Below are 24,462 nucleotides of genomic sequence, written 5' to 3'. Positions count from 1 at the left end.
GCCGTGCTCCTTAATAGAAAATCGATATCGTAGGGTGGGCACTCCGTGCCCACGCTGTGCCTTCGCGCCCCGGACTGCGCGTCCCGCCATATCCGCGTGGGCACGGAGTGCCCACCCTACTGTGGTTCAGGAAGCATCAATAGATAGGAAAACGCTTGCACAGCGCGCGCACTTCAGCCAACACCCGCTGCTCGACTTCAGTGTCGCCTTCGGGCTTTTTCGCCAGCGCATCGAAGATCTCAACGGTCAGGCGGCCGATAGTGCGGAACTCGTCGACGCCAAAGCCGCGCGCGGTGCCGGCCGGGGTGCCGAGACGGATGCCGGAAGTGACGGTCGGCTTTTCGGTATCGAAGGGAATGCCGTTCTTGTTGCAGGTGATGCCGGCGCGCTCCAGCGCATGCTCCACCTGCGTGCCCTTCAAACCCTTCGGACGCAGGTCGACCAGCAGCAGATGGTTTTCGGTGCCGCCGGTAACCAGGTCGACGCCGCCGGCCAGCAGCACCTCGCCCAGCACCTTGGCGTTGGAGACCACCTTGCCGATGTATTCCTTGAACTCTGGTTCTAGCGCCTCGCCGAACGCCACCGCCTTGGCGGCGATCACGTGCATCAGCGGGCCGCCCTGCAAACCGGGGAATACGGCGGAATTGATTTTCTTGGCGATGTCTTCGTCGTTGGTCAGCACGAAGCCGCCGCGCGGTCCGCGCAAGGTCTTGTGCGTGGTCGAGGTGACCACGTGTGCATGCGGCACCGGGTTCGGATGATGACCGGTCGCCACCAGGCCGGCGATATGCGCCATGTCGACCATCAGCAGCGCATCGACGCTGTCGGCGATGGCGCGGAAGCGGGCGAAATCCAGCTGGCGCGGATAGGCCGAATAGCCGGCGATGATCAGGCGCGGCTTGTGCAGCTTGGCCAGCGCTTCGACTTCGTCATAGTCGATCAGATAAGTATCGCGGTTGACGCCGTACTGCACCGCATTGAACCATTTGCCCGACATCGCCGGCCGCGCGCCGTGCGTCAGATGGCCGCCGGCGTCGAGCGACATGCCCAGCACCGTTTCGCCCGGCTTGACTAGCGCCAGCATGACAGCGCCGTTGGCCTGGGCGCCGGAATGCGGCTGCACGTTGGCAAACCTGGCGCCGAACAGCTGCTTGACGCGCTCCAGCGCCAGGGTTTCCACCTGGTCGGCAAATTCGCAGCCGCCGTAGTAGCGCTTGCCCGGATAGCCTTCAGCATACTTGTTGGTCAACACCGAGCCCTGCGCTTCCAGCACTGCGCGCGAGACGATGTTTTCTGAGGCGATCATCTCGATCTGGTTTTGCTGGCGCTGCAGTTCAAGATCTAGCGCGCGCTTGATCGGGGCGTCGCGTTCCGCCAGCGACTGGGAAAATGCAGGAAGTGTCATTGTGAGGTCCTGGAAAATGAGATGCGTCTAAGGGGCTAACTCTTGACATCATTCTTCTCCCAAGGCACTACCCGCTATTGACTTGATCTGACGGGAACCTTTCAATTTGCGACATTGCTGTCACTTTTAGCCAAGCGTCGCTTTCTGCGCCTGCTGACGCCGCTTGCGCCGAAATGGATCACGTGCACAAAAACCGGGATCGCCGACATGGCCGTTTATACAATTATTGCTATCGATTAGGTCCAGATGATCCGCGCATTGCCTGTTATCCGAAACGCCGGGCGGCATAATCCTGCGCCGCGCGAATCCAGGCGGCGATTGGTCCTACGGCGGATGGCGAGGCGGCGTCTGGTCGGCTTGGCATGCTTATTGCGACGCACAACCGAAAGCGTTTGTTAGTTCAGCCATTTCAACGTTACATTGTCCATCGCTGATGTTTGCCAACGGAGCAGGTCATGTCAAAAAGCACTTCTACTTCCTTCACCCACTTTGCTTTCATGCCGCTCAATAACTTTACGATGCTGGCATTTTCAAATGCCATCGAAGTACTGCGCATGGCGAATTATCTGGAAGGGAAGCCGCTCTACCGCTGGTCCATCATCAGCCCCGAGGGCGGCCCCGTCAGCGCCAGTAATGGCCTCTCCGTCACCACCGTGCGTGCCGATCAATGCATGGCGGCCGACGCCGTCTTCGTCTGCGGCGGCACCCAGATCGCCAGCGCCATCAACAGCGACACGCTGGATTTGCTGAGAAATCTGGCAAAACAGGGAATCACGCTGGGCAGCCTGTGCACCGGCGCTTTCGCGCTGGCGGAAGCCGGCCTGCTGGACGGCTATACCTGCGCCACGCACTGGGAAAACCTGTCGTCGATGAAACGCTCCTACCCCGCCATCGCCTTCGCCCCGGACCTGTTTGTGGTCGACCGCGACCGCATCACCTGCACCGGCGGCATTGCGCCGCTGGACATGATGCTGAACCTGATTTCCGGACAGGTCGGCAAAACCACGATTGCCGCGATCGCCGACCAGTTCATCCTGGAGCACGTGCGCGACCACAAGGATCAGCAAAGAGTGCCGCTGACAGTGCGCATGACCTCGGCGCGGCCAGCCATGGTGGAAGTGGTGTCGCTGATGGAAGCCAATATTGAAGAACCCTTGTCGCTGGACGAACTGGCGCAGCTATCAAACTCCTCGCCGCGCCAACTGCAGCGCATGTTCAAGGAACACATGGGCATGTCGCCCACCCATTACTACCTGACGCTGCGCCTGCGCAAGGCCCGTGAACTGCTGCGCCAGACCGACATGTCGATCCTCAGCATCACCGTCGCCTGCGGCTTCCAGTCCGCCTGCCACTTCAGCAAAACCTACCGCGAAATCTTCAGCGTCGCCCCCAGCACCGAACGCCGCCAGCAGGCAACAGTACCGGCAGCGCTCCTCGCAAGGCAAAGCCAGCACCCCGCCGCATTCGTATGAAGAAAATAAATTGGGGTCAGAGTCGAATTTTTATCTTTCAAAAAATTCGACTCTGACCCCAATTTATAGCGTTACCGTGGCTTGCGGCTTTCAGTCAGCCTGCCATTTCAGCAAGACCTGTTTAGCGGCGCAGCATCAGGGGGAGAAGAAAAAACGGGCGCCTCAGGCGCCCGTTTTTATATCTGCAAGATGGCGGTTCTCAAACTCGTGGCGTCAGGGCGCCAGCTCTTTTATGGAACGTTCCCACAGGTTGATGCCGCCTTCTTTGGCCTGCTCATCGATCGCTGCCAGCTCTTCTTTCGTAAAATCCAGGCGCTGCAAGGCGGCCACGTTTTCCCGGATCTGGGCCGGGCTGCTGGCGCCGATCAGAGTGGTGGTCACGCGTGGATCGCGCAAAACCCAGGCCAGCGCCATCTGCGCCAGGCTTTGGCCACGAGTCTTGGCAATCTCGTTGAGCGCCCGCACCCGCGCCAGGTTTTCCGGGCTCAGGTGAGCCTGCTGCAGCGAACCGCCGCCTTCGCGGTTGATGCGCGAATCCTGCGGCACGCCGTTCAGGTATTTGTCGCTCAGCAGTCCCTGCGCCAGGGCGGTGAAAGTAATGCAGCCCATGCCTTCCTGCTCCAGCGTATCCAGCAAGCCATCTTCGATCCAGCGATTGAACATGTTGTAGGACGGCTGGTGGATCAGGCAAGGCACTTTCCAGTCGCGCAGCAACTGGGCCGCTTCCGCAGTCTTGGCCGGCGAGTAGGAAGAGACGCCGACATACAGCGCCTTGCCCTGCTGCACGGCGGTCGCCAGCGCGCCCATGGTTTCTTCCAGCGGCGTCTCCGGATCGAAGCGGTGCGAGTAGAAAATATCGACATAGTCGAGCCCCAGCCGCTGCAGGCTTTGATCCAGGCTGGCCAGCACATATTTGCGCGATCCGCCGCCTTGCCCGTAAGGCCCCGGCCACATGTCCCAGCCCGCCTTGCTCGAAATGATCAGTTCGTCGCGATAAGGCCGCAAGTCTTCCTTGAGGATGCGGCCGAAATTGGTTTCGGCGCTGCCGTACGGCGGCCCGTAGTTGTTGGCCAGGTCGAAATGAGTGATGCCAAGATCGAAGGCGGTATGCACCATCTCGCGCTGGCGCACCAGCGAAGTAGTGTCGCCGAAATTGTGCCAGAGCCCCATCGACAATAATGGCAGCTTGAGGCCGCTGCGGCCGCAGAAACGGTACTGCATGCTGTCGTAGCGCTTGCTTGATGCGTGATAACTCATGACTGATAGTTCCTTTAAACGATGATCTCTTTGAAAATCCTGCTTTACCGGCAGGACGATTCTACAGAGCTATTTCCAGCCCTGCTGAGAGCGCCCCGCCGGCATTCGCCCCAGTCCCCGAAAACAAAGCGGGGCAGTTTTTCAAAAATCCTCAAGAAATCACATGACTCTAATTACGAATGATTATCATTTGTATATAATGGCGCTTATTACAAAAAATAGAATTAACTACAAGCAACTCGGCGAGGATAAAGTTTTGAAAAAGCAACTAGTAGGGATATGTTCGCTCGTGCTCACGCATGGCGCCATCGCAGCAGATCTGCCGACACAGTCAAACAGCAACGCCGCGGCAGCTGACAGCGTGCTGCCCATGGTGTCTGTCAAAGCCAGCCGGGATGGCGGCAATCCGGCCGAAAACGGCTACCAGGCGAAACGCGCTTCCGTCGCCAGCCGCAGCGACGCTGCCCTGATCGACGTGCCGCAGGCGGTCAATGTCGTGACTTCGCAGTTCTTGCAAGATCGCCAGCCGAGCAGCCTGGCGGAATCGCTGGATACGGTCTCCGGCATCCGCATGGGCAATACGCTGGGCGGCACGCTGGACGCCATCATCAAGCGCGGCTTCGGCGATAACCGCGACAATTCCATGCTGCGCGACGGCATGCTGTCGGTCCAGCCACGCAATTTCACCCCAACCACGGAGCGCATCGAAGTGCTGAAAGGGCCTTCCTCCATGCTCTATGGCAGCATGGATCCGGGCGGCGTGATCAATGTCATCAGCAAGAAACCACTGCTGGAAAACCAGCGTTCCGTCATGCTCAGCGGCTCCAGCTATGGCGGCATCGGCGAACAGGTCGATCTGACCGGACCGATCGGCGATTCCGGGCTGGCATACCGACTGATCGCCGACCACCAGCGCAACAACTACTGGCGCAATTTCGGCGAAACCACGCAGTCGGTGCTGGCGCCGTCACTGGCTTGGTACGGCCGCGACACCACACTGTCGTTCGCCTACGAGCACATGAATTATTCGGTGCCGATCGACCGCGGCACCATCATCGATCCGCGCAGCGGCAATCCGGTTGCGCTGCCCAAGGAACGCCGTTTCGACGAAGCCTACAATGTCTCGGCAGGCCGCTCGGACGCTGTCAACCTGCGCTTCGACCACAAGCTCAACGCCGACTGGACCCTGCACGGCGGCTACGGCTTCAGCCGCAGCTACTACAACGACTGGCAGGCGCGCGTACTGTCGGTCAACTATGCCACCGGCGTCGCCACCCGGCGCGTCGACGCTACCCAGAATGGCGTGCAGTCGGCGCATACCGTGACCTTGAACCTGGAAGGGAATTTCAACTGGGGCGAGGTGCGTCACGATATCGTCGGCGGCGTCGATTACATGCGCAACTACCGCGTACTGGGCGACCTGTATCGCGGCCAGAGCAACAGCCAGTTCAACATCTACAATCCGGTATACGGCCAGCTGACGCCGGCCGGCAGCAAGATCAGCCCGGCCGACAGCGACCAGACCGACAAGCTGATCTCGCGCGGCGTGTTCCTGCAGGATTCGATCCACTTGGATGAGCGCTGGATCTTGCTGGCCGGCGCCCGCTACGAATATTTCAACGAACTGACCGGCAAAGGCCGTCCCTTCATCGTCGGCAGCAAGGTCGCAGCCGGCCGCGCGACGCCGCGCGCCGGCGTGGTCTACAAGCTGGCGCCAGACTGGTCGATGTACGCCAGCTACAGCGAATCGTTCAAGCCGAATACCTCGATCGCCACGCCGATCGGCGAGCTGCCGCCGGAACTGGCCAAGGGTTATGAAATCGGCTCCAAGCTGGAAACCGCAAACCTGACCGCGACGCTGGCGATATTCGATATCCAGAAGCGCAACATCCAGACCACCGAAACCATCAACGGCATCAATTACACCCGCAATGCCGGCAAGGCTCGCTCGCGTGGTCTGGAGTTCGACGCCACTGGCCGCATCAGCCAGAACCTGAGCCTGGTCGGCAGCTATGCCTACACCGAAGCGCGCTATGCCGACGATCCCAAGCTGGCCGGCAATCCCTTGCCGAACACGCCGAAACATGCGGCTTCGCTCTATCTGACGCGTGATTTCGGCATCTCACGCATCGGCCCGGTCGAAGGCCGCGTCAGGGCTGGCGCCGGCGCCCGTGTGTTCAGCAGCTTGCCGGTGGGCGACGGCAGCGGCAAGGTTTACCATCTGCCTTACGGCCGCGTGATGGATGCGTTCGTGTCGTGGAACACCTTGATCGAAGGGCAGTCGGTAGACTGGCAGTTCAACGTCAAGAATCTTTTCAATTCGACTTATTACACTGCCAGCTGCTGCAGCGGCACGCCGTTCGTCAATATCGGCGCCGGCCGTGAGTTTACGCTCAGCGCCAAGCTGAATTTCTGAGGATGACAGCCATGAGTGCGTATTCAAGAGCGCTGCTGGCTGCCGCGCTGTCATGCTGCGCTGGCGCGGCGATGACGGCGCCGGCGCTCGATCCCGGCCTGCCAGAGTATCAGCCGCGCAAGGTGAGCCTGCCGGCCGCGGCCAGCTACCTGGATGAGCAAGGCGCCATCCGCATCGGCGGCGCCGAGCACGCGCAGTTCGTGATCGACCGCTTCAATGCCTTGTTCGCCGGCAGTCATCCTGGCCTGCGCTTTGCCGGTCATGTCAAAGGCACCACCGCCACCATACCGCTGCTGAGTTACGGGCGCATGCTGTTCGGTCCGATGGGACGCAGCGCCAATGCGGCCGAGCTGGAAGCCTATGAAAAAGCCGTCGGCGCGCCGCCGCTGGAAATCCGCATCGCCCATACCTCCGACGATGCGCAGCAAGAGATGTCGTATTCCATCGGCATCTACGTCAACCGCGCCAATCCGCTCGAACGCCTGAGCGCACGCCAGGTGGCGCGCATCTTCAGCAATGGCAATCCGGAAGGCGATCTTTCCCACTGGGGCCAGCTGGGCGCCGGCGGCGACTGGAAGGAACGCGCCATCCACCCTTTCGGCACGCCCGAATACACCGGCATGGGCACTTACATGCAGGCCGGGCCGCTGCAAGGGCGTGCTTTCACACCGGCCTACGAACAATGGGGCAGCACCGAAACCATCTTGAAACGGCTGGAACAGGATCCGGCCGGCATTGCGTTTGCCGCCATCGGCCATGAAAACGCCGCATTCAGGCAGCTCGCCATCGTCTCCGAAGACGGGCGCAGCGAAACGCGCGGCAGCCGTCAGGAAGTCGCCGCCGGCAGCTATCCATACGGTCGCTTTGTGTATTTCTATCTGCGGCGCGAACCGGGGAAAGCGCTCGACCCGGTAGCAAAGGAGTACCTGCGCCTGGTGCTGTCGCGCCAGGGCCAGGAAATCATCGCCAGCCAGGCCGGCGGTTATATCCCCTTGTCGGCGGCGGAAGTCCGCGCTGAACTGCACAAGCTGGATTGATGCTTGCCATGTCTCATTTCTTTCGGTATTCCATGAACATCAGCTCACGCATGCGCACATCGGCGTCACAGGCAGTATCCGTAGTTTTTTCACTATGTCTTTTATCGGCAAGCTCGACTGCCATGTCGGCTCCCCAGCCAGACAAGCTAAGCGCGGCAGCCGCCCCAAACCAGCCGCAGCGCGATGCAGTACATTTGACCCTGGCCGGCGCCGACGGCATGTCGGATCTGTTCACACAGATCAATGCCATGTTCGTCGGTGCGCAACCGGCGGCGCGCATCGACATGGCGCTCAAGGGATCCGTCACCGGCTTGCCGGCGCTGACCGCTGGCGCCGCCTCCATCGCCGTAGTCACCCATGAAGCAAGCGCCGCCGAAATCGCCGCCTTCCGGCAAGTCTGGGGCTATGCGCCGTTCCTGCTGCGCATCGGCTACGCCGGCTACGGCCAGAACGCGCCCGCGGTCTATGTCAACCAGCGCAATCCCTTGCCCAGCCTGAGCATGCAACAGCTGGCCCGGGTATTCACCGCGGGCGCCGCCGCCGGCAACATCAACTTCTGGTCGCAACTGGGATTGAAGGATGGCTGGCAACAACGGCGCATCCATTTGTACGGTCTGCGCGACGACGGCGGCAGCGCCACGGTATTGCGCATCGGGCATCTCGGCAAGCACCCGTACGCTCCGCATTACGAGACGCTGGACAGCCGGCAAGCCGTGTTGGGAGCTGTCGCGGATGACCCTTACGGGATTGCCTTGCTCGCTCCGGGCGACACCGCTGCGCTACCGGAATCGCTGCGCATATTGCCCTTGTCGGCAGCTGATGGCATGGCTGCCGTCATGCCGTCTCGCGACAATGTCGCTGCAGGCAGATATCCGCTGTCAGTGTATGTGCAGCTGTATCTCAACCGGCCACCGACTCAGCCGCTGGAAGAACAGTACAAGAACTATCTGAAGCTGATCCTGTCGCCCGCCGGGCAAAGCCTGATGGCCGGCACAGCGGGCAACGAGACTGGATACCTGCCCTTGTCTGAGGATGATCTGAAGAAGGAAAGCAACAAGCTCGACTGATGTTGCAGCCGTCCTTTACAGCTGGCCGGCGCGCGCATGCTCCGGCCGGTGCATAAACACCGTGAGCGTATCGCGCTGCGGCGGCACACCGATCTGCGCCAGGATACGGCCGACCGCGCCGCGATGGTAGTTGCCGTGGGTAAGCACATGCATCAGCATCTCGGCGCGCGACATCCGTCCCGGCGAGCCGTCGACGAAAGTGAAGTCGACGATTTCATCAAGCTCCGCTTCACTCAGGCCGCCCGCATACGCCAGCAGCCAGCCATCGGCCTCGCGCACCGCCGCGCGCAGATCGGCAAGCGCAGGCGTCGCCGGCGTGTTCAAGCCCTTGTAGTCGTGCGGCAGGCGCTGCAGATTGGCTACGAATATGCGATCGACTACATAAACGTGGTTCAGGATGCGAGTTGCGTCATGCTTTTCGCGCTCGTGCGCATCTTGCGGCAAAGCGCTGATGGCGGCAAACAAGGTGTCATTGGCCCAGGCTTTGTATTCAAACAGGGTGGTAAACAGGTTTTTTGCGTTCATGGTGGCTGGATAGGCTGAAAAGGAACTTGGTGTCGAAATAAATACCTGGCTCAGATGCTGCGTGGAAAATTTCACTATCAGTTTGCCGCATCTTCATCTTTTCTGCTGAGCGAGATGCAGGACAGAATAGTCAGCGATTACAAAACTCAAAGCCGTCAATGAGCGCGGTCTTGCAATCTTTCCACAAACTCTTTAATTACAATGGCCACTTCCGAAGACCGTGTCTGAAGCAGCATATGAGGACCCGGTATTTTCACTATCTGCGCAAAAGGTAGAAGGCTTGCCAAATAGGCTGATGCAGAGACGGGAACAACTCTGTCTTCAGTTGCCTGCAGCAGCAAAACCGGTACATCTATCTTTTTCATATCGGTCGATCTATCAATCTCTGTCACGCTCCGCATGCGCATTTTTAGCGCATCTTCAGAAACCAGCTTCAATGTCTCCCGTAGCTTCAGCCGTAATTGAGGCGTCGCGAAGTTACCAAGCAACAGAGCAGCTGAAAAACCTGAAAAACGATTGAATGACGGCAGGACAGGTAGCAGATTCTTGAATTTCCCCAGAAACGGTCGCGGATTTCTGGCAAACGTACAGCAAAGAACCAAGCCGATTAAACCTGCCTGCCGCTGCGCCGCCAGCGCAATTGCTATAGGCCCGGAAAAAGACTCGCCAAGCAGGATGAACGGTCCAGTTTGCGGCAAATAATTGCGGGCAAAATCGGTAAGGTCGCGATAATCGAGTGGTAGGTCAAGGGGGTAGGACACTACGACGATCTGGAAATCCCTCTCCAAATGAGATACGAATTCGTCGAAGAATGCGCCAGTGCCGTCCATTCCGGGTAATAGAACTATCGTAATTTTCAAACTATTGACCCCGGCTGGTCTATGAATGCCAAATAAAATCCGACTGCTGTTTTCATTTTTCACTCTTCATCCGGATTTCATGCAAAGCTAGCACCCCGGCAATTTCATATTGGAAGCTCTCGCAAAGCCTCCACGGAATCAGTGCGTTGAAGTAGCTGTTTGACTGTAGCTAACAGAGACACAATGGATTCGCTGCCATGATTCTTACCCAACAAGCGACGTATGAACCAACTTTCGGAAAATACAAATACCTGCCATTTATCCGATTCATCCGGAATGCTCGCACAGGCTACATACAATGCATAAGGCTTAGACCCAACAGAAAAGCACCAGCCAAAATCTTCAGGGAAAACGTCGCCAGGAAAAAAATCCTGACGCGATAATTCTGTTGCCAGCCAGGATGCAAGCGCCTTGCCAAACACGCCGGGATTCGTCAGTGCATCTTCACCTGCTTCCCTGGAAAATGCAGAGGATTCAAATTCAAGCAATGCACTTTGTTTCATAAATTCCAATCAGAGGACATTTCCCAGTACGACGAAAAACAACGGTGAGCGTATGCTGCCATGGAAAAAATAGCGAAGCAACACTGAAGCAGGAAACAACCCGGTCGAGGACGCCAGATAAAGGCAAATAGCCTCCCACCCTTCGGATGCCCTACAATCTCGCCATGAGTCATTTAGATATCCTATTGCCATTCGGCCTGCCGCCGCCGGAATTGGCGCGCGATTTATTGCGCGAATTGAAGCTGCCCGCCCTTGCCACCCTGATAGCGCGCGCTAAAAAGGAGCATTCCCGTCGAGAATTTGACGATTTTGCGCGCGCCCTGCCGCATGAAATGTGGCTAAGCTCGCAATTTCCATTGCCTTCGTTTGTGCCGGCGAATCCCGCGCCAGGACAAGACGTGCATAACAGTCCTGCCCTGGCTTGCGCCGCCATGCGCGCGCTGGGCTTGCCGGCAAAGCAAGGCGTCTGGTTCATGCTGCATCCGGCGCACATCCATATCGCCCGCGACCATCTGGTGCTGACCGATATCCGCCAGGTCGGCTTGTCCGAGGCAGATTCGCGGGAGTTGTTCGACGCCGCGGCACCGCTGTTTGCCGAAGTGGACAGAGAACTGGTGTATGGCGACGCCAACACCTGGTTCATGCGTGCCGACGACTGGCAGGGGCTGGTTACCTCGACGCCGGACGCCACCTGCGGGCACAACATCGATATCTGGATGCCGCACGGCGACGGCGCCCGCGACTGGCGCAAGCTGCAGAATGAAGTGCAGATGCTGTGGTTTGCCCATCCGTTGAACGAGCGCCGCCAGATGCAGGGCAAACAGGCGGTCAACTCCTTGTGGCTGTGGGGCGGCTCGCCGGCCACGGCCTCAAGCGCCGGCCAGCGCGAAGTATTCAATCTGCCAGACGGCTTCAGCGGTCTCGGCCAGTATGCCAGGGCTGCCCACGCCAATACCGGCGCAGCCGATGTGATCGCCGCCAAACCTGAAAAAGGCCTGCTGACGCTGGACCCGCTGATCCAGCCGGCCCTTACCGGCGAATGGTCGAGCTGGCTGGAGCAGCTGCAAATCCTGGAAAGCGCCTGGTTCGCGCCCTTGCTGCAAGCCATGCAACAAGGGCAGCTGGATAGCCTGTCCCTGATCATTACCGACAGCAGCCATGTGCTTGAACTCAGCACCAGCCGCTTCTCGCTGAAGAAATTCTGGCTCAAGCCAACCCTTAACAGATTGCTGCCATGACCCGTATCACAACCCGCCCCTATTCCTTCCGCGACTCCGAACGGCTGCACCAGAGCGGCATCCATCCAGTGCTGGCGCGCGTCTACAGCGCGCGTGGCCTGCTTGACGTCAAGGAGCTGGAAAGCGAACTGACGGCGTTGATTCCGCCCGCCGGCCTGTTGCACATCGACGCTGCCGCCAGCTTCCTGGCCGACGCCATCGCCGCACAAAAGAAGATGGTAATCGTCGCCGACTACGATTGCGACGGCGCCACCGCCTGCGCGGTTGGCCTCCGCGGTTTGCGGCTGCTGGGCGCCAACATCGATTTCATCGTGCCTAACCGCTTCGAGTACGGCTACGGCCTGACGCCGGAGATCGTCGAACTGACAGCGCGCGAAAAATCGCCCGACATCATCATCACCGTCGACAACGGCATCGCCAGCATAGACGGCGTGGAAGAAGCCAACCGACGTGGCATCGAGGTGGTGGTCACCGACCATCACTTGCCGGCCGATACCTTGCCGGCGGCGCGCGTCATCGTCAATCCCAACCAGCCGGAATGCGGCTTTCCCAGCAAGAACCTGGCGGGCGTCGGCGTCATGTTCTATGTCTTGCTGGCGCTGCGCGCCGAAATGCGCAAGCGCGGCGTGTTCGACGCCAAAAGCCAGCCGAAACTGGATGTGCTGCTAGACTTGGTGGCGCTCGGCACCGTCGCCGACGTCGTCAAGCTGGACGCCAACAACCGCATCCTGGTGGCGCAAGGCTTGAAGCGCATGCGCGCCGGCCGCATGCATGCCGGGATTGCCGCCCTGTTCCGTGCCGCTGGCCGCGAGGCACGCCGCGCTACCCCTTTCGATCTCGGCTTTGCACTGGGACCGCGCCTCAACGCCGCCGGCCGCCTGGCGGACATGGCGCTCGGCATCGAATGCCTGACCACCGACGACGAAGGCCGCGCCTGGGCCATCGCCCAGCAGCTCGACGCCATCAACCGCGAGCGGCGCGACATCGAAGCCGGCATGCAGGATACCGCGCTGGCCTTGCTGGATGATTTCAAGCCGCAGGACAGCACCACCATCAGCGTGTTCGACGCCTCCTGGCACCAGGGCGTGATCGGTATCGTGGCCTCACGCCTGAAGGACAAGTTCTATCGGCCGACGATTACTTTTGCGCCGGGCGGCGAAGGCTTGATCAAGGGTTCCGGGCGTTCGATTCCCGGTTTTCATTTGCGCGACGCGCTGGACCTGGTGTCCAAGCACGCGCCTAGCCTGATCCAGAAATTCGGTGGCCATGCGATGGCTGCCGGGCTGACTATCCGCGCCGATGCGTTTGAGGCCTTTGCCGAGGCCTTTGAAAAAGTCGGGCGCGAGTGGTTGGGCAAGAGCCAGCTGGAGCGCGTGGTGGAAACCGACGGGCCGCTGGAAGATGCCTACTACACCACGCAGTTCATCGAGCTGATGGATGGCCAGGTGTGGGGCCAGGGCTTTGCGCCGCCGCTGTTTTGCGACGAGTTCCGAGTGGTCAGCCAGCGCATCCTGAAGGAGAAGCATCTGAAGCTGCTGCTGGAACGGAATGGCACGCGCTATGACGCGATCTGGTTCGGGCATACCGATGAGCTGGGAAGCAAAGCCAAGGTGGCGTTTCGGCTGGATGCTAATGAATATAACGGGGTTACCAAGGTGCAGCTGATGGTTGAGCATGCGGAAGCGATGTAATTCTTGGTACGCGGAATGCGGTATTCCATAGCCCGTTAAATAGGGTCAGTTAAATAGGGTCAGAGTCGAATTTTTTTGAGAAACAAAAATTCAACTCTGACCCTATTTAACTACTGAGCTGGCGTTGCTGGCTGGGAGGGAAGTTTTCGAATTTGCTCCAGACGCGGCGTAATTGTCTTGTAGAGTTGAAGCCTGCTTGCTGCGCTACCTGTTCCATGTCCAGCTTGGATTGCGTCAGCAGCTCGCGCACCAGGGCAACGCGGATGCGCTGGATGTAGTCGACCAGGCTGCAGCCGGTATGTTCGCGGAACAGCCGGGTCAAATGGCGTTCGCTGGTGCAGGCGATGTCGGCCAGCTGCTGCAGGTCCCAGTCGCGGGCGGGGTCGCCGATGACGGCGTCCTGCACCCGGTGCACCGCGGGGTGCAAGTGATTGCGGCAAGCCTGCCACGGCGACAGCTGCGGATCGCTGCCGGCGCGCCGCATATAGATCACCAGCGAGCGCGCAATCGAGGCGCTGCGGGCGTGGCCGGCGATTTGCGCGACTACGTGCAAGGTCAGGTCGATGCCGGTGGTGACGCCGGCGCTGGTGTAGATATTGCGGTCTTCGACGAAGATACGGTTTTCCAGCACATGGGCGCGCGGCGCGATGCGGCGCAAGTCGTCGCAATGGCTGTGGTGGGTGGTGCACTGGCGGCCGTCCAGCAAACCGGCGTAGCCGGCCAGCAAAGCGCCTGTGCAGCTGCATAGCAAACGATGGGTATCCTGCCACTGCGCGCGCAGCCAGGCTACGGCGCGCTGGTCGTTGGCGCTGCTGAAATCGTCGTCGCTGCCGACGCAGCCGTGCAGCACTACCATGGCGTTGGCAGGCAGGCTGTCCGGCAAGGGACCGAATCCGGTCAGGCCGAGTCCGAGCGAAGTACTGATGCGGTCGGCCGCACTGACATAGCGCAGGTCGAAAAAATCCGCACGGCCTTCCCGTGCCGCGATCCGGTTAGCGTAGCGCAGCACCTCTGCCGGACCCATCAGGTCAAGCGTCATGGTGGCGTCGCGCAGCAGAAAATAGACCGGCATCGTGGTCTCGGCCTTGCGCGTAATTGGGGCTATGGCAGCCATCGATACTCCATCTGTCTGGCGGTGGCGTCGGCCAGCGGACGTCCGGCCAGGCGTTCGACCAGGTGCAAGCTCATGTCGATGCCCGCCGATATGCCGCCGGAAGTCACTACTTTACCGCAATCTATCCAGGCTACGCCGGGCTTCACGTTCAGGCTTGGAAAAGCTGTTTGCAATTCCTCCAGGTCTTCCCAGTGCGTAGTGACATCCAGCCCTTTCAGCAAGCCGGCCTTCGCCAGCAGGAAGGCGCCGGTGCAGACCGAAGCCATGATCGCCGTGCCGCTGGACTGGGCGGCAATCCACTCGATTACCGCGTCGTTCTTGAGGATAGCCGTCACGTCGCCGCCCGGCACCAGCAGCACATCGAGATCGGCAGACGGCGTCAGCACGCAATCCGGCAGCACTTTCATCCCCCTCTTGCGCGCACCGGCCGCATGGCGGGTGCGACCAGGAAGCACTTGAACAGATTTGCCGCGGCGCCGTTGCCATTGCCATTGATGCGGCCATGAACCCGCGCAGCAGTTGAAAACACTTCATAGGGTCCGGAAAAATCCAGGATTTCAACATCGTCAAACACCAGTATTCCCACACTCAACATCTTTTAACCTCATCCGACATACGCGCTGTCCGGGGACCGGACTGCCATCGTTGAAGATCATGTTAAGCCTGCTGCCAATATCTAAAAATGCTCTGCCTAGACATAATGCGGACAAAACCGGACATAACAGCTCCAAATATTCAGAAGAGGTGGAAAATGCGCAAATCCGACAGCTACGCCAGCGTATGGGACCCGATCGTCAATGCGGCCGAACAAGCCGCCAACCTGCACACGCGTTCTGAACTGCTGGAAAAAATCAGTGAAATCGTGCAGCAGAGCGGATGGACTGAAAGCGACGCTGCCAGTCACTGCGGCATCAGCCAGCCGCGCATGGGCGACCTGCTGTGCAGCCGCGTATCGCACTTTTCATTGGATGCCCTGGTCAATATCGCGACGGCGCTCGGCCTGCGTGTGCATGTGGAACTGGCGCCAGCCTGAAGTCGCCAAGGCATCAGCGTCAGCGTACCGGCAGGAACTGCAGGAAAGTCCCGCCGACCAGGTTCTGCAGGTAGCTGATGCCGGCGCGGCGGTACTTCTCGGTGGTCATCTCGGCCAGCAGGTCGATGCGGGCGATGATCTTGCCGAACTCCCTTTCAAAACTGATGTTGTGCTCACCCTCGCTCATGTCGTTGGATAACAGCAAGGGCTGGCCGGCCGTGTTCTTGCGATTGCTGAGTATCCATGCGGCAATTTCCATATTGCGTGCGGCGTTGTACAAGTACTGGGCATCGAAGCCGTCGATCAGATAGAACCTGGTCTTGCCGCCGTGGGCAACGATGATCATGTCGGCCGCGCCATAGATGAATGCCGCCGCACGGTCGCCGCTGAAATCCGGCGTCAGCGCCAGCGACAGTGCTTGGATGTCATGCTTGCCCTGCAACTCCGGCCATGGCTGGCGCGCTTCGATAGCATCGCGCACCCGCTTGATGGCCAGTTCGCGGCTGCTTGCGGTCTTTTTCCACTCGGCCGGATTGCGCCGATACAGCTTGTCCAGCAAACGATACAGGCTGTCCAGGTTGTCGTGCATGCCCAGCGTGGCGATGCGGTTGACGTCGGATTGCGCCAGTTCCGCCCCGCCGGTGGAAGCGCCCTGCACTTCGCCATGCGGCGCCGGCGTCGGCGCCAGCATGCTGCAAGCGCCGAGCATCAAGCACAGCGGCAGCGCCAGTGATAACAAAACGGCATCACATCGTAGCTTAAGAAACATAGGCGGCAGGGCCAGGCTGAAGAGTTATCAAGCGTTATCCATTGTAAAGAGCTTGCCGCTTCGATAGCTGCCATCTTGCAATGGTTCACATTGCTTCCGATTTGAGACAAAACACTGCTGAATCCGTGTCAATCGGGAAACACCCGTGCCATCTACCATGCTGCTGGCGTATAATTTAGGGTTTGATTGCAAAAGAGCCAAAAATGGAAGCCGAACGCTTAAATTCCCTGCAAAACCTGCTCGCCGACCTGACCAGTCGCGAAGCCGAACTCCGGAGGTATCTTTGACTTCGATACGAAGTTAGAGAAACTCGACCAGGTCAATGGCGAACTGGAAGATCCGGAAGTCTGGAACGACCAGAAGCGCGCCCAGGACCTGGGTAAAGAAAAGAAATCGCTGGAAGCCATCGTGCTGACGCTGACTAAGATAGAAGCCGATCTGCGCGACACCAGCGACCTGTTCCAGATGGCCCGCGAAGAGCAGGACGAAGAAACGGTAGAAGCGGTGGAAGCTGATACCGAGGAATTGCGCAAGCTGGTGGAAGGCATGGAATTCCGCCGCATGTTCAGCAATCCGATGGACCCGAACAACTGCTTCATCGACATCCAGGCCGGCGCCGGCGGCACCGAGGCGCAAGACTGGGCTTCGATGCTGCTGCGCCAGTATCTGCGTTATTGCGAACGCAAGGGCTTCAAGGTCGAGATCCTGGAACAGTCCGACGGTGAAGTCGCCGGCATCAAGACCGCCACGCTGAAAGTCGAAGGCGAATACGCCTATGGCTTCCTGCGCACCGAAACCGGCGTGCACCGCCTGGTGCGCAAGTCGCCTTTCGATTCAGCCAACGGCCGCCACACCTCGTTTTCCAGCTTGTTCGTGTACCCGGAAGTGGATGATTCGATCGATATCGACGTCAATCCTGCCGACGTCCGCGTCGATACCTATCGCGCCTCCGGCGCCGGCGGCCAGCACATCAACAAGACCGACTCTGCGGTGCGCCTGACGCACATGCCGTCCGGGATTGTGGTGCAATGCCAGAACGACCGCAGCCAGCACCGCAACCGCGCCGAAGCGTGGGACATGCTGAAAGCCAAGCTGTATGAACTGGAACTGCGCAAGCGCATGAGCGAACAGCAGAAACTGGAAGACTCCAAGACCGACGTCGGCTGGGGCCACCAGATCCGCTCCTACGTGCTGGACCAGTCGCGCATCAAGGATTTGCGCACCAACTTTGAGAGCGGCAACACCAAGGCCATCCTCGACGGCGACCTTGACGATTTCATCGCGGCCTCGCTCAAGCAAGGCGTGTAATTGCAAACTCGGTTGCACAACGTGCCGCGGGCAATCTCCGCGGCACGGTCTTCCCCGCCGCACCACAGACGTTTCACCGCATCATTTATAAAGATACCGACATGACGACAGACAATCAGCAGCAACCTGTCCCGCAAGACGAAAACAAGATCATCGCGGAACGCCGCAGCAAGCTCGGCGCCTTGCGCAGCCAGGGCGTGGCCTTCCCTAACGACTTCCGCCCGACGCACAAGGCGGACGCGGTGCAGGCGGAATATGCCGGCCAGGACGGCGAAACGCTGGACGCCGCCGCCGTCAAGGTAGTAGTCGCGGGCCGCATGATGCTCAAGCGCGTGATGGGCAAGGCGTCCTTCGCGACCTTGCAGGACGCCTCGGGCAGCAAGGCCGACGGCCGCATCCAGTTGTTCATCACCAAGGAAAACATTGGTGAAGACAACTACGACAGCTTCAAGCACTACGACCTCGGCGACATCCTCGGCGCCGAAGGCACGCTGTTCAAGACCAAGACCGGCGAACTGTCGATCAAGGTCACCACGCTGCGCCTGCTGACCAAATCGCTGCGTCCGCTGCCGGACAAATTCCACGGCCTGGCCGATCAGGAAACCAAGTACCGTCAGCGTTACGTCGACCTGATCATGAACGAAGAAACGCGCCGCACCTTCAAGGCGCGCACTGCCGCCATGTCGTCGATCCGCCGCTTCATGGAAAAGAACGACTTCATGGAAGTCGAAACGCCGATGCTGCACGCCATCCCCGGCGGCGCCGCGGCCAAGCCGTTCATCACCCACCACAATGCGCTGGACATGCAGATGTTCATGCGCATCGCCCCTGAGCTGTACCTGAAGCGCCTTGTGGTCGGCGGTTTCGAGCGCGTGTTTGAAGTCAATCGCAACTTCCGTAACGAAGGCGTATCGCCACGCCACAATCCGGAATTCACGATGATGGAATTCTATGCCGCCTACGTCGACTATCAGTGGCTGATGACCTTCACCGAACAAGTGATTCGCCAAGCCGCGGTCGATGCCCACGGCACCGCCACCCTGACCTACCAGGGCCGCGAACTGGACCTGAGCAAGCCGTTCCAGCGCTTGACCATCGTCGGCGCCATCAACAAGTACGCGCCGCAATATCAGGACGCGCAGTTGCAGGATGCCGAGTTCATCAAGGCCGAGCTGAAGAAATTCGGCGTCAAGCCGCATGCCCACGCCGGTCTCGGCGCGCTGCAGCTGGCGCTGTTTGAAGAAACCGCCGAAGCGCAGCTGTGGGATCCGACCTACATCGTCGACTATCCGGTGGAAGTATCGCCGCTGGCGCGCGCCTCCGACACCGTGCCCGGCATCACCGAGCGCTTCGAACTGTTCATCACCGGCCGCGAGATCGCCAACGGTTTCTCCGAGCTGAACGATTCCGAAGACCAGGCCGCGCGCTTCCAGGCCCAGGTAGCCGCCAAGGACGCCGGCGACGAAGAAGCCATGTACTACGACGCCGACTACATCCGCGCGCTGGAGTACGGCATGCCTCCAACCGGCGGCTGCGGCATCGGCATCGACCGCCTGATGATGCTGATCACCGACTCGCCAAACATCCGCGACGTCATCCTGTTCCCACACCTGCGCCGCGAAGACTGATAGTGGCACGATGCGCTGCCTGATTTCCAGCAAATCAGCAACGGCGCAGTCAAATAGGGTCAGAGTTTTTTACGGCAGTTTCATCGCCGTAAATTACTCTGACCCCATTTGACGTCTTACGGAGTACAAATCTACGCAGTCGCCAGAAACAAATCGACTCCGACCTCACCCATTAAATAATTCGACTCTGACCCCAATTAAGTTCTTGGTTAAAACTCCTGCCCGAGTGCGCGGATAATCATTTCACTGACATCGATATGATCGGGCTGGTCTAGTACCCACATCACCGTGCGCGCGACATCGTCCGCTTCCATCATGGCGTCTGGGCGTTCAGCCCACAGTGGGGTATCTACATGGCCGGGGGAGATAACGGAGACACGCACCCTGCTTCCGACCAGTTGCTGGCGCAAGCTTTCTGCCAGGCCGGTGATAGCCCATTTGGTTGCAGTGTAGAGATTGCCCGGATAAACCTTGCGGCCGGCAGTGCTGCCGGTGAACAGGAAAAAGCCGCGCGAGGCAATCAGCGCCGGCACGGTGGCTTTGATCAGCAGCGCCGCACCCAGCACGTTCGTCATCACCATCTCACGCCACTTCTCCGGATCGCCGCTGACCAGATCGCCGCGCGCGGAAAATCCCGCATTGGCGAAAGCCACATCCAGCTTGCCCCAACGCTGCATGCATGTCTGCACGGCGGACTCGGTCTGCTCCCACGAGCCGGCATCGACGACCTCGCCAAAAATGCGAGAACGCTGTTCGCCATGAAAGGAGCCCAGGAAAGCCTGCAGTCGCTGCTCGCTGCGGCCGGTGACGAATACATTGTGGCCAGCATTGATCGCATGGCGCGCCGTAGCCGCACCAATGCCACTGGTGCCGCCGGTAATAAAAATGCTCTTCATGAATTTGTTCCAGACATACATTAATAAAATTAGTAAAATTAGGGTCAGAGTCGAATTTTCACACCCCGCGCTGGCGATAATCGGTCAGTATCTGCTCCGCCCCCTTCTCCGCCACCATCATCACCGCCGCATTGATATTCCCTGAGGTGATGTTGGGAAAAATCGAAGCGTCGATCACTCGCAGGCCTTTGACGCCGTGCACTTTCAGCTTGCTGGAAACCACCGACCTTTGCTGGTCCGGACCCATCGCGCAAGAGCCGCACAGGTGGTAGATCGAGCCGGCCTGTTCGCGGAAGAATTGCAGCATGCTGGCGTCGTCGCTGACGGCGGCAGCTGGGGATACTTCTTCCACGATGATCTTCTTGAAGGACGGCGCCTGGATCAGTTTGCGTATCAGAGCGCCACCCTGGATCGCTTCGTCCCGGTCCTTTTGCGTGCTGAGGTAGTTCGGCATGATCCTGGCCGGCACGCTGGCATCCTTGCCGGCGATTTCGATGGCGCCGCGGCTGCTGGGGCGGCATGGATTGAAAAACAGCAGGAAGCCGGAATACGGATCGGGTTTCAGTTTCGCCAGGGGATTCTTGGGAATCTGGTAAGACAAGGGATTGAAGTACAGCTGCAGGTTGGGATGCTGTTCGTCGGCGCTGCCCTTGAAGAAGCCGCCGGCCTGGTTGACGCTCATCGCCAGCGGGCCGCTGCGGTTGAACAGATACTGGATGCCCGCCTTGGCCTGGCCCAGCAGCGATCCCAGCTCGTCGTTCAGCGTCTTCTTATTGGCTTTGAAGTAGAACGATACGCACAGGTGATCCTGCAGATTCTTGCCCACCCCTGGCAGATGCTGCACCAACGGAATGCCATGGGCGGCCAGCAGTTCCGCGTCCGCCACGCCTGACAATTGCAGCAGCTTGGGCGAGTCGACCGCGCCGGCCGCCAGGATGACTTCCTTGTTGGCGTTGAACACGCGGCGCAAGCCGTTTTGCATGACTGCGACGCCGGCCGCGCGCTTGTCCGGATCGAACAGGATCTGTTCGGCCAGGGCATTGCATTCCAGCGTCAGGTTGGGCCGCTTCAGCGCCGGATGCAGGTAGGCGTAGCTGCTGGAATCGCGCTTGCCCTTGCGGATATTGGCTTCGTAGATGCCCGCGCCCTCGAAGCTGGCGCCGTTGAAGTCGTCATTCAGCGGGTAGCCGAGCTCCTTGCACGCTTGCAGATAATCCTGGCAGATCGGATGGGCGCCGTGCTTCATCTGGGTGATGCCGATCAATCCCTTGCTGCTGTGATGACTGGTGTCGCCGAGCGGATGGGCTTCCAGTTTCTTGAAGTAAGGCAGCACATCGCGATAGGACCATCCCGGATTGCCGACGGCTTCCCAGTCGTCGAAATCGCTGGCCTGGCCGCGCACGTAGATCATGGCATTGATATTGCCCGAGCCACCCAGCACCTTGCCGCGCGGCGCATACAGACTGCGCCCCGCCATCTGCGCGTCCGGCTCGCTGTAGTACATCCAGTTGTAGTCCGGATTATAGTAAGTGCGGGCGAAACCGACCGGGATCTTCAGCCAATAGGAATTATCCCGGCCGCCGGCCTCCAGCAGCAGCACACTGTACTTGCCGCACTCGCTCAAACGATTGGCCAGGATGCAGCCGGCCGAGCCGGCGCCGACGATGATGAAATCAAAAGCCATTATTTACTCTCTGTGCGCCAACGGTTTTTCCAGCTGTCAGAAGACTGATGTTTGACGTCAAACGGCTTGGGATCCATGGAAATATGCAGCTTGTCGCCGGTATACGGCGAGTTGGCCGCCACCACGTCCATGTTCAACTCTACCCCAAGGCCAGGTTCGGTCGATGGGATGATGAAGCCGTCTTCCCAGGCAATCGGTTTCTTCAGGATCTCGGAATGGAAGCCATCCCAGTTGCGGATGCTTTCCTGGATCAGGAAATTCGGCGTGGCGGTCGCCAGCTGGATGCTGGCGGCGGCGCCGATCGGCCCGTTGTACAGATGCGGCGCGATCTGCGCGTAATACACTTCGGCGATCGCGGCGATTTTCTTGGCTTCCAGGATGCCGCCGACGCGGCCCAGGTTCATCTGCAGGATGGAGGCGCCCCCGCGATTCAGCAAATCGAAGAACTCGTACTTGGTGGTCAGCCGTTCGCCGGTAGCGATCGGAATACTGGTCTTGCCTGCCACCACCGCCATCGCGTCCGACTGCCCCGGCGGCACCGGCTCTTCAAACCACAGCGGGTCGTATTTTTCCAGGCGTTTGGCCAGCCGCACGGCAGAAGCGGTCGACATCTGGCCGTGGGTGCCGAACAGCAGATCGCATTTGCTGCCGACCGCATCGCGGATCTTGCGGCAAAACTCTTCCGATTTGTCCATCACTTCCAGCGACAGATGGTGGCCGGAATAAGCGCTGTACGGGCCGGCGGGGTCGAACTTCACCGCGGTAAAGCCCTGCTTCATCATGTCCACCGCGCACTCCGCCGCCAGGTCGACATCGTCGTAGTCGTACTCGCCCTTGCTGTTCTTCGGATACAGATAAGTATAAGAACGCAGTCGTTCATGCACGCGGCCGCCGATCAGTTCGTAGACCGGCTTGTTGGCGGCCTTACCGATGATGTCCCAGCATGCCATTTCGAGGCCGCTGACGATGCCCATCATGGTCAGGTCGGGGCGCTGGGTGAAACCGCTCGAATAGGCGGAGCGGAAAAAGCGCTCGATATGATGCGGATCGTGATCCAGCAGATGGCGTTCGAAGACATCGGCGATGGCCGGCACCATGACTTTGGGATGGAAGGTCGAAGCGTATATTTCACCGACGCCTTCGATGCCGCAGTCCGTCTTCAGCGTCACGAAGATCCAGTACATGCCGCCGAAATACGGCGGCGGTACGGCGACGATATGGGATTGCATTGATACGATTTTCATGGCTGCGCCCTTTCCTTCTTGGTAGATTTTTTAAAATAGAACACACCGACGGCGCCTAGCACACCGCACAAGGCGATATAGCCGAAATACACTTTGAAGCCGGTTAATCCGGGAAATTTCGTCAGCACTGCAGCGTTGATTTCCGGCAAAAAGACGTCCGGGAGATAGCCGACCATCGACACCACACCGATCGCCAGGCCGATCACCGCGGCCGGCACCTGGCACTTGTCCAGCAGCGCCCAGTAGAGGCCGCGCACGGTGTAGCTCATGGTGCCGATCAACAGCACAAAGGCGAGCAGCACATAAGTGTTGGCGTACTCCGGCAAGATCATCAGGCCGACCAGGCCGGCCGCCGCCAGCAGCATGGCGCCGGCTAGTACGTTTTCGTTGGAAAAGCGATTACCGAGGAAGCCGCCGCCGATGCCGCCGATCGGTCGCATCCACAGTTTGATGACAGTAATGGTGCCGGCCGCCACCGCATCCATGCCGTGCCCCTGGCGCAGGAAGGAGGAAAAGGAATACGTTACCCAGAACAGCTGATAACCGGTAAGGATAATGAAAGCCATCAGCCACAGCTGAGGAATCCCGAGCAAGATGCGCAAGCCGGTGATCAGGCCCACTTTGTCCCGCCTGGCAGCATCTGAAACCGCATCCACATCGCGCTTGTCCAGGAACACAAAGATCAGCACCGCGATCAGTAGGCAACTGATCGAGTACATGTACACGATGGGTTGCATGGCTTGCCGGCTAGTGGCCGAGTTATGCATCATGTAGGCAAAGATGCTGAGCGCGGCGGTCGCCAGCACCGCTTCGATCAAACCACGGCCACCGTCCAGAATCCCGAAAAAACGTCCCTGTTCATCGCGCTTGGCCAGCAGCTTGACGCTCTTGATCAGCGCGGCCCAGAAAGTCAGTCCGGCGCCTATGCCCCAGCCGGCAAAGATCAGCGGCAGGAACTGCTTGTCTGGAAAGCTGGCGAACCACAATCCGAAGACGCCGACCAGCGCCAGCGAAAATGGAATCAGGATGCGCGCCGACATCTTGTCGGCCAGCCAGCCGCTAGGTCCGTAAGCAATCAGGTAGATCACTCCCATCAAGGCATAACTGTTTTCCAGCTCGTCCTTGCTGATGCGGAAGGCATCGAGAATGGTCAGTTCGTAGTTTTGCCGCAAATACAGCATGGGGTAAATGGTGCCGGCGGCCAGCAGCAATAATGCAAACTGAAAGTAACGCTTCAAATCCTGCTTCTTCTGTAACGCGGAGCTGCCTGCTGCTATTGCAAAGGTATCTATCATGTCTCTATCCTGTGAATCTG

The 24,462-nt window shown here is 59.5% G+C and carries 22 protein-coding genes; 9 read left to right on the top strand and 13 right to left on the bottom strand.

Annotated elements, in window-relative coordinates; genetic code table 11:
- Positions 1 to 136: 136 nt before the first annotated feature.
- On the bottom strand, positions 137 to 1,405 hold the full coding sequence (locus BCF11_RS18310) for a serine hydroxymethyltransferase (RefSeq protein WP_098496013.1): 1,269 nt from the start codon (positions 1,403 to 1,405) through the stop codon (positions 137 to 139).
- A 455-nt stretch (positions 1,406 to 1,860) separates the two neighbouring features.
- Here BCF11_RS18310 and BCF11_RS18305 point away from each other — a divergent pair, with 455 nt between their 5' ends.
- Entirely contained in the window at positions 1,861 to 2,877 is a 1,017-nt protein-coding gene (locus BCF11_RS18305; RefSeq protein ID WP_098496012.1) for a GlxA family transcriptional regulator, read from the top strand.
- A gap of 213 nt (positions 2,878 to 3,090) precedes the next feature.
- On the opposite strand, the gene mgrA is transcribed toward BCF11_RS18305, so the two are convergent.
- On the bottom strand, positions 3,091 to 4,134 hold the full coding sequence (gene mgrA, locus BCF11_RS18300) for an L-glyceraldehyde 3-phosphate reductase (RefSeq protein ID WP_098496011.1): 1,044 nt from the start codon (positions 4,132 to 4,134) through the stop codon (positions 3,091 to 3,093).
- 256 nt (positions 4,135 to 4,390) lie between these two features.
- Here mgrA and BCF11_RS18295 point away from each other — a divergent pair, with 256 nt between their 5' ends.
- The 3 genes from BCF11_RS18295 (at position 4,391) to BCF11_RS18285 (ending at position 8,654) form a co-directional block, all read left to right on the top strand.
- Positions 4,391 to 6,550: a TonB-dependent siderophore receptor gene (locus tag BCF11_RS18295; RefSeq protein ID WP_098496010.1), complete on the top strand. Its 2,160-nt coding sequence runs from the start codon at positions 4,391 to 4,393 to the stop codon at positions 6,548 to 6,550.
- Positions 6,551 to 6,561: 11 nt separating this feature from the next.
- Positions 6,562 to 7,587, top strand: coding sequence for a PstS family phosphate ABC transporter substrate-binding protein (locus tag BCF11_RS18290; RefSeq protein WP_158229228.1), 1,026 nt, complete (start codon positions 6,562 to 6,564; stop codon positions 7,585 to 7,587).
- A gap of 122 nt (positions 7,588 to 7,709) precedes the next feature.
- Complete coding sequence (locus BCF11_RS18285) at positions 7,710 to 8,654, top strand: PstS family phosphate ABC transporter substrate-binding protein (RefSeq protein ID WP_158229227.1); 945 nt, start codon at positions 7,710 to 7,712, stop codon at positions 8,652 to 8,654.
- 15 nt (positions 8,655 to 8,669) lie between these two features.
- Here BCF11_RS18285 and BCF11_RS18280 read toward each other — a convergent pair whose 3' ends face one another.
- The 3 genes from BCF11_RS18280 to BCF11_RS27650 all read right to left on the bottom strand — a co-directional run bounded on the left by BCF11_RS18280 (position 8,670) and on the right by BCF11_RS27650 (position 10,542).
- A complete protein-coding gene (locus BCF11_RS18280; protein WP_233212534.1) occupies positions 8,670 to 9,254 on the bottom strand; it encodes a DinB family protein in 585 nt (194 codons plus the stop codon).
- A gap of 80 nt (positions 9,255 to 9,334) precedes the next feature.
- Entirely contained in the window at positions 9,335 to 10,102 is a 768-nt protein-coding gene (locus BCF11_RS18275; RefSeq protein ID WP_143751370.1) for an alpha/beta fold hydrolase, read from the bottom strand.
- Between the two features lie 41 nt (positions 10,103 to 10,143).
- Positions 10,144 to 10,542, bottom strand: a complete 399-nt coding sequence (locus BCF11_RS27650) for a hypothetical protein (protein ID WP_143751369.1) — start codon at positions 10,540 to 10,542, stop codon at positions 10,144 to 10,146.
- Positions 10,543 to 10,706: 164 nt separating this feature from the next.
- Between BCF11_RS27650 and BCF11_RS18270 the strand changes: the two genes are divergently transcribed.
- Both BCF11_RS18270 and recJ read left to right on the top strand, forming a co-directional pair.
- Entirely contained in the window at positions 10,707 to 11,780 is a 1,074-nt protein-coding gene (locus tag BCF11_RS18270) for a hypothetical protein (RefSeq protein ID WP_098497566.1), read from the top strand.
- The gene (recJ, locus tag BCF11_RS18265) at positions 11,777 to 13,471 is read left to right on the top strand and encodes a single-stranded-DNA-specific exonuclease RecJ (protein ID WP_098496006.1); all 1,695 of its coding nucleotides are present in this window, start codon (positions 11,777 to 11,779) and stop codon (positions 13,469 to 13,471) included. Before BCF11_RS18270 ends, recJ begins: the two co-directional genes overlap by 4 nt.
- A gap of 106 nt (positions 13,472 to 13,577) precedes the next feature.
- Here the strand turns inward: recJ and BCF11_RS18260 are convergent, their stop codons facing one another.
- The 3 genes from BCF11_RS18260 to BCF11_RS28665 are packed head-to-tail and all read right to left on the bottom strand — an operon-like array spanning position 13,578 to position 15,180.
- Positions 13,578 to 14,585, bottom strand: a complete 1,008-nt coding sequence (locus BCF11_RS18260; RefSeq protein ID WP_098496005.1) for a GlxA family transcriptional regulator — start codon at positions 14,583 to 14,585, stop codon at positions 13,578 to 13,580.
- A complete protein-coding gene (locus BCF11_RS18255) occupies positions 14,573 to 14,992 on the bottom strand; it encodes a DJ-1/PfpI family protein (RefSeq protein WP_369827786.1) in 420 nt (139 codons plus the stop codon). The genes BCF11_RS18260 and BCF11_RS18255 overlap by 13 nt, the downstream gene beginning before the upstream one ends.
- Positions 14,989 to 15,180: a hypothetical protein gene (locus BCF11_RS28665; RefSeq protein WP_369827785.1), complete on the bottom strand. Its 192-nt coding sequence runs from the start codon at positions 15,178 to 15,180 to the stop codon at positions 14,989 to 14,991. The genes BCF11_RS18255 and BCF11_RS28665 overlap by 4 nt, the downstream gene beginning before the upstream one ends.
- Positions 15,181 to 15,336: 156 nt before the next feature.
- Here BCF11_RS28665 and BCF11_RS18250 point away from each other — a divergent pair, with 156 nt between their 5' ends.
- The gene (locus BCF11_RS18250) at positions 15,337 to 15,618 is read left to right on the top strand and encodes a helix-turn-helix domain-containing protein (protein ID WP_098496004.1); all 282 of its coding nucleotides are present in this window, start codon (positions 15,337 to 15,339) and stop codon (positions 15,616 to 15,618) included.
- Between the two features lie 19 nt (positions 15,619 to 15,637).
- Here BCF11_RS18250 and BCF11_RS18245 read toward each other — a convergent pair whose 3' ends face one another.
- On the bottom strand, positions 15,638 to 16,387 hold the full coding sequence (locus BCF11_RS18245; protein WP_098496003.1) for a hypothetical protein: 750 nt from the start codon (positions 16,385 to 16,387) through the stop codon (positions 15,638 to 15,640).
- A 203-nt stretch (positions 16,388 to 16,590) separates the two neighbouring features.
- Here BCF11_RS18245 and prfB point away from each other — a divergent pair.
- Positions 16,591 to 17,695, top strand: a protein-coding gene (gene prfB, locus BCF11_RS18240; protein ID WP_098496002.1) for a peptide chain release factor 2 whose coding sequence is annotated in 2 segments (ribosomal slippage) — positions 16,591 to 16,671 and positions 16,673 to 17,695 — 1,104 coding nt in all. Because the reading frame shifts where the segments join, the coding sequence is not laid out codon by codon here.
- A gap of 101 nt (positions 17,696 to 17,796) precedes the next feature.
- Entirely contained in the window at positions 17,797 to 19,323 is a 1,527-nt protein-coding gene (lysS, locus tag BCF11_RS18235; RefSeq protein WP_098496001.1) for a lysine--tRNA ligase, read from the top strand.
- A gap of 209 nt (positions 19,324 to 19,532) precedes the next feature.
- Here lysS and BCF11_RS18230 read toward each other — a convergent pair whose 3' ends face one another.
- Genes BCF11_RS18230 through BCF11_RS18215 form a run of 4 tightly spaced genes read right to left on the bottom strand, consistent with a single transcriptional unit; the run spans position 19,533 to position 24,442 of the window.
- On the bottom strand, positions 19,533 to 20,219 hold the full coding sequence (locus tag BCF11_RS18230) for an SDR family oxidoreductase (protein WP_098496000.1): 687 nt from the start codon (positions 20,217 to 20,219) through the stop codon (positions 19,533 to 19,535).
- 58 nt (positions 20,220 to 20,277) lie between these two features.
- Complete coding sequence (locus tag BCF11_RS18225) at positions 20,278 to 21,903, bottom strand: GMC family oxidoreductase (RefSeq protein ID WP_098495999.1); 1,626 nt, start codon at positions 21,901 to 21,903, stop codon at positions 20,278 to 20,280.
- A complete protein-coding gene (locus BCF11_RS18220; RefSeq protein WP_098495998.1) occupies positions 21,903 to 23,147 on the bottom strand; it encodes a mandelate racemase/muconate lactonizing enzyme family protein in 1,245 nt (414 codons plus the stop codon). Before BCF11_RS18220 ends, BCF11_RS18225 begins: the two co-directional genes overlap by 1 nt.
- A complete protein-coding gene (locus BCF11_RS18215; RefSeq protein ID WP_098495997.1) occupies positions 23,144 to 24,442 on the bottom strand; it encodes a nitrate/nitrite transporter in 1,299 nt (432 codons plus the stop codon). Before BCF11_RS18215 ends, BCF11_RS18220 begins: the two co-directional genes overlap by 4 nt.
- Between the last annotated feature and the right edge of the window lie 20 nt (positions 24,443 to 24,462).

It is taken from the genome of Collimonas sp. PA-H2 (assembly GCF_002564105.1).
GTDB lineage: Bacteria > Pseudomonadota > Gammaproteobacteria > Burkholderiales > Burkholderiaceae_D > Collimonas.
Note: the sequence above shows the minus strand (reverse complement) of the source record. Positions and strands in the feature narration are given on the sequence as shown.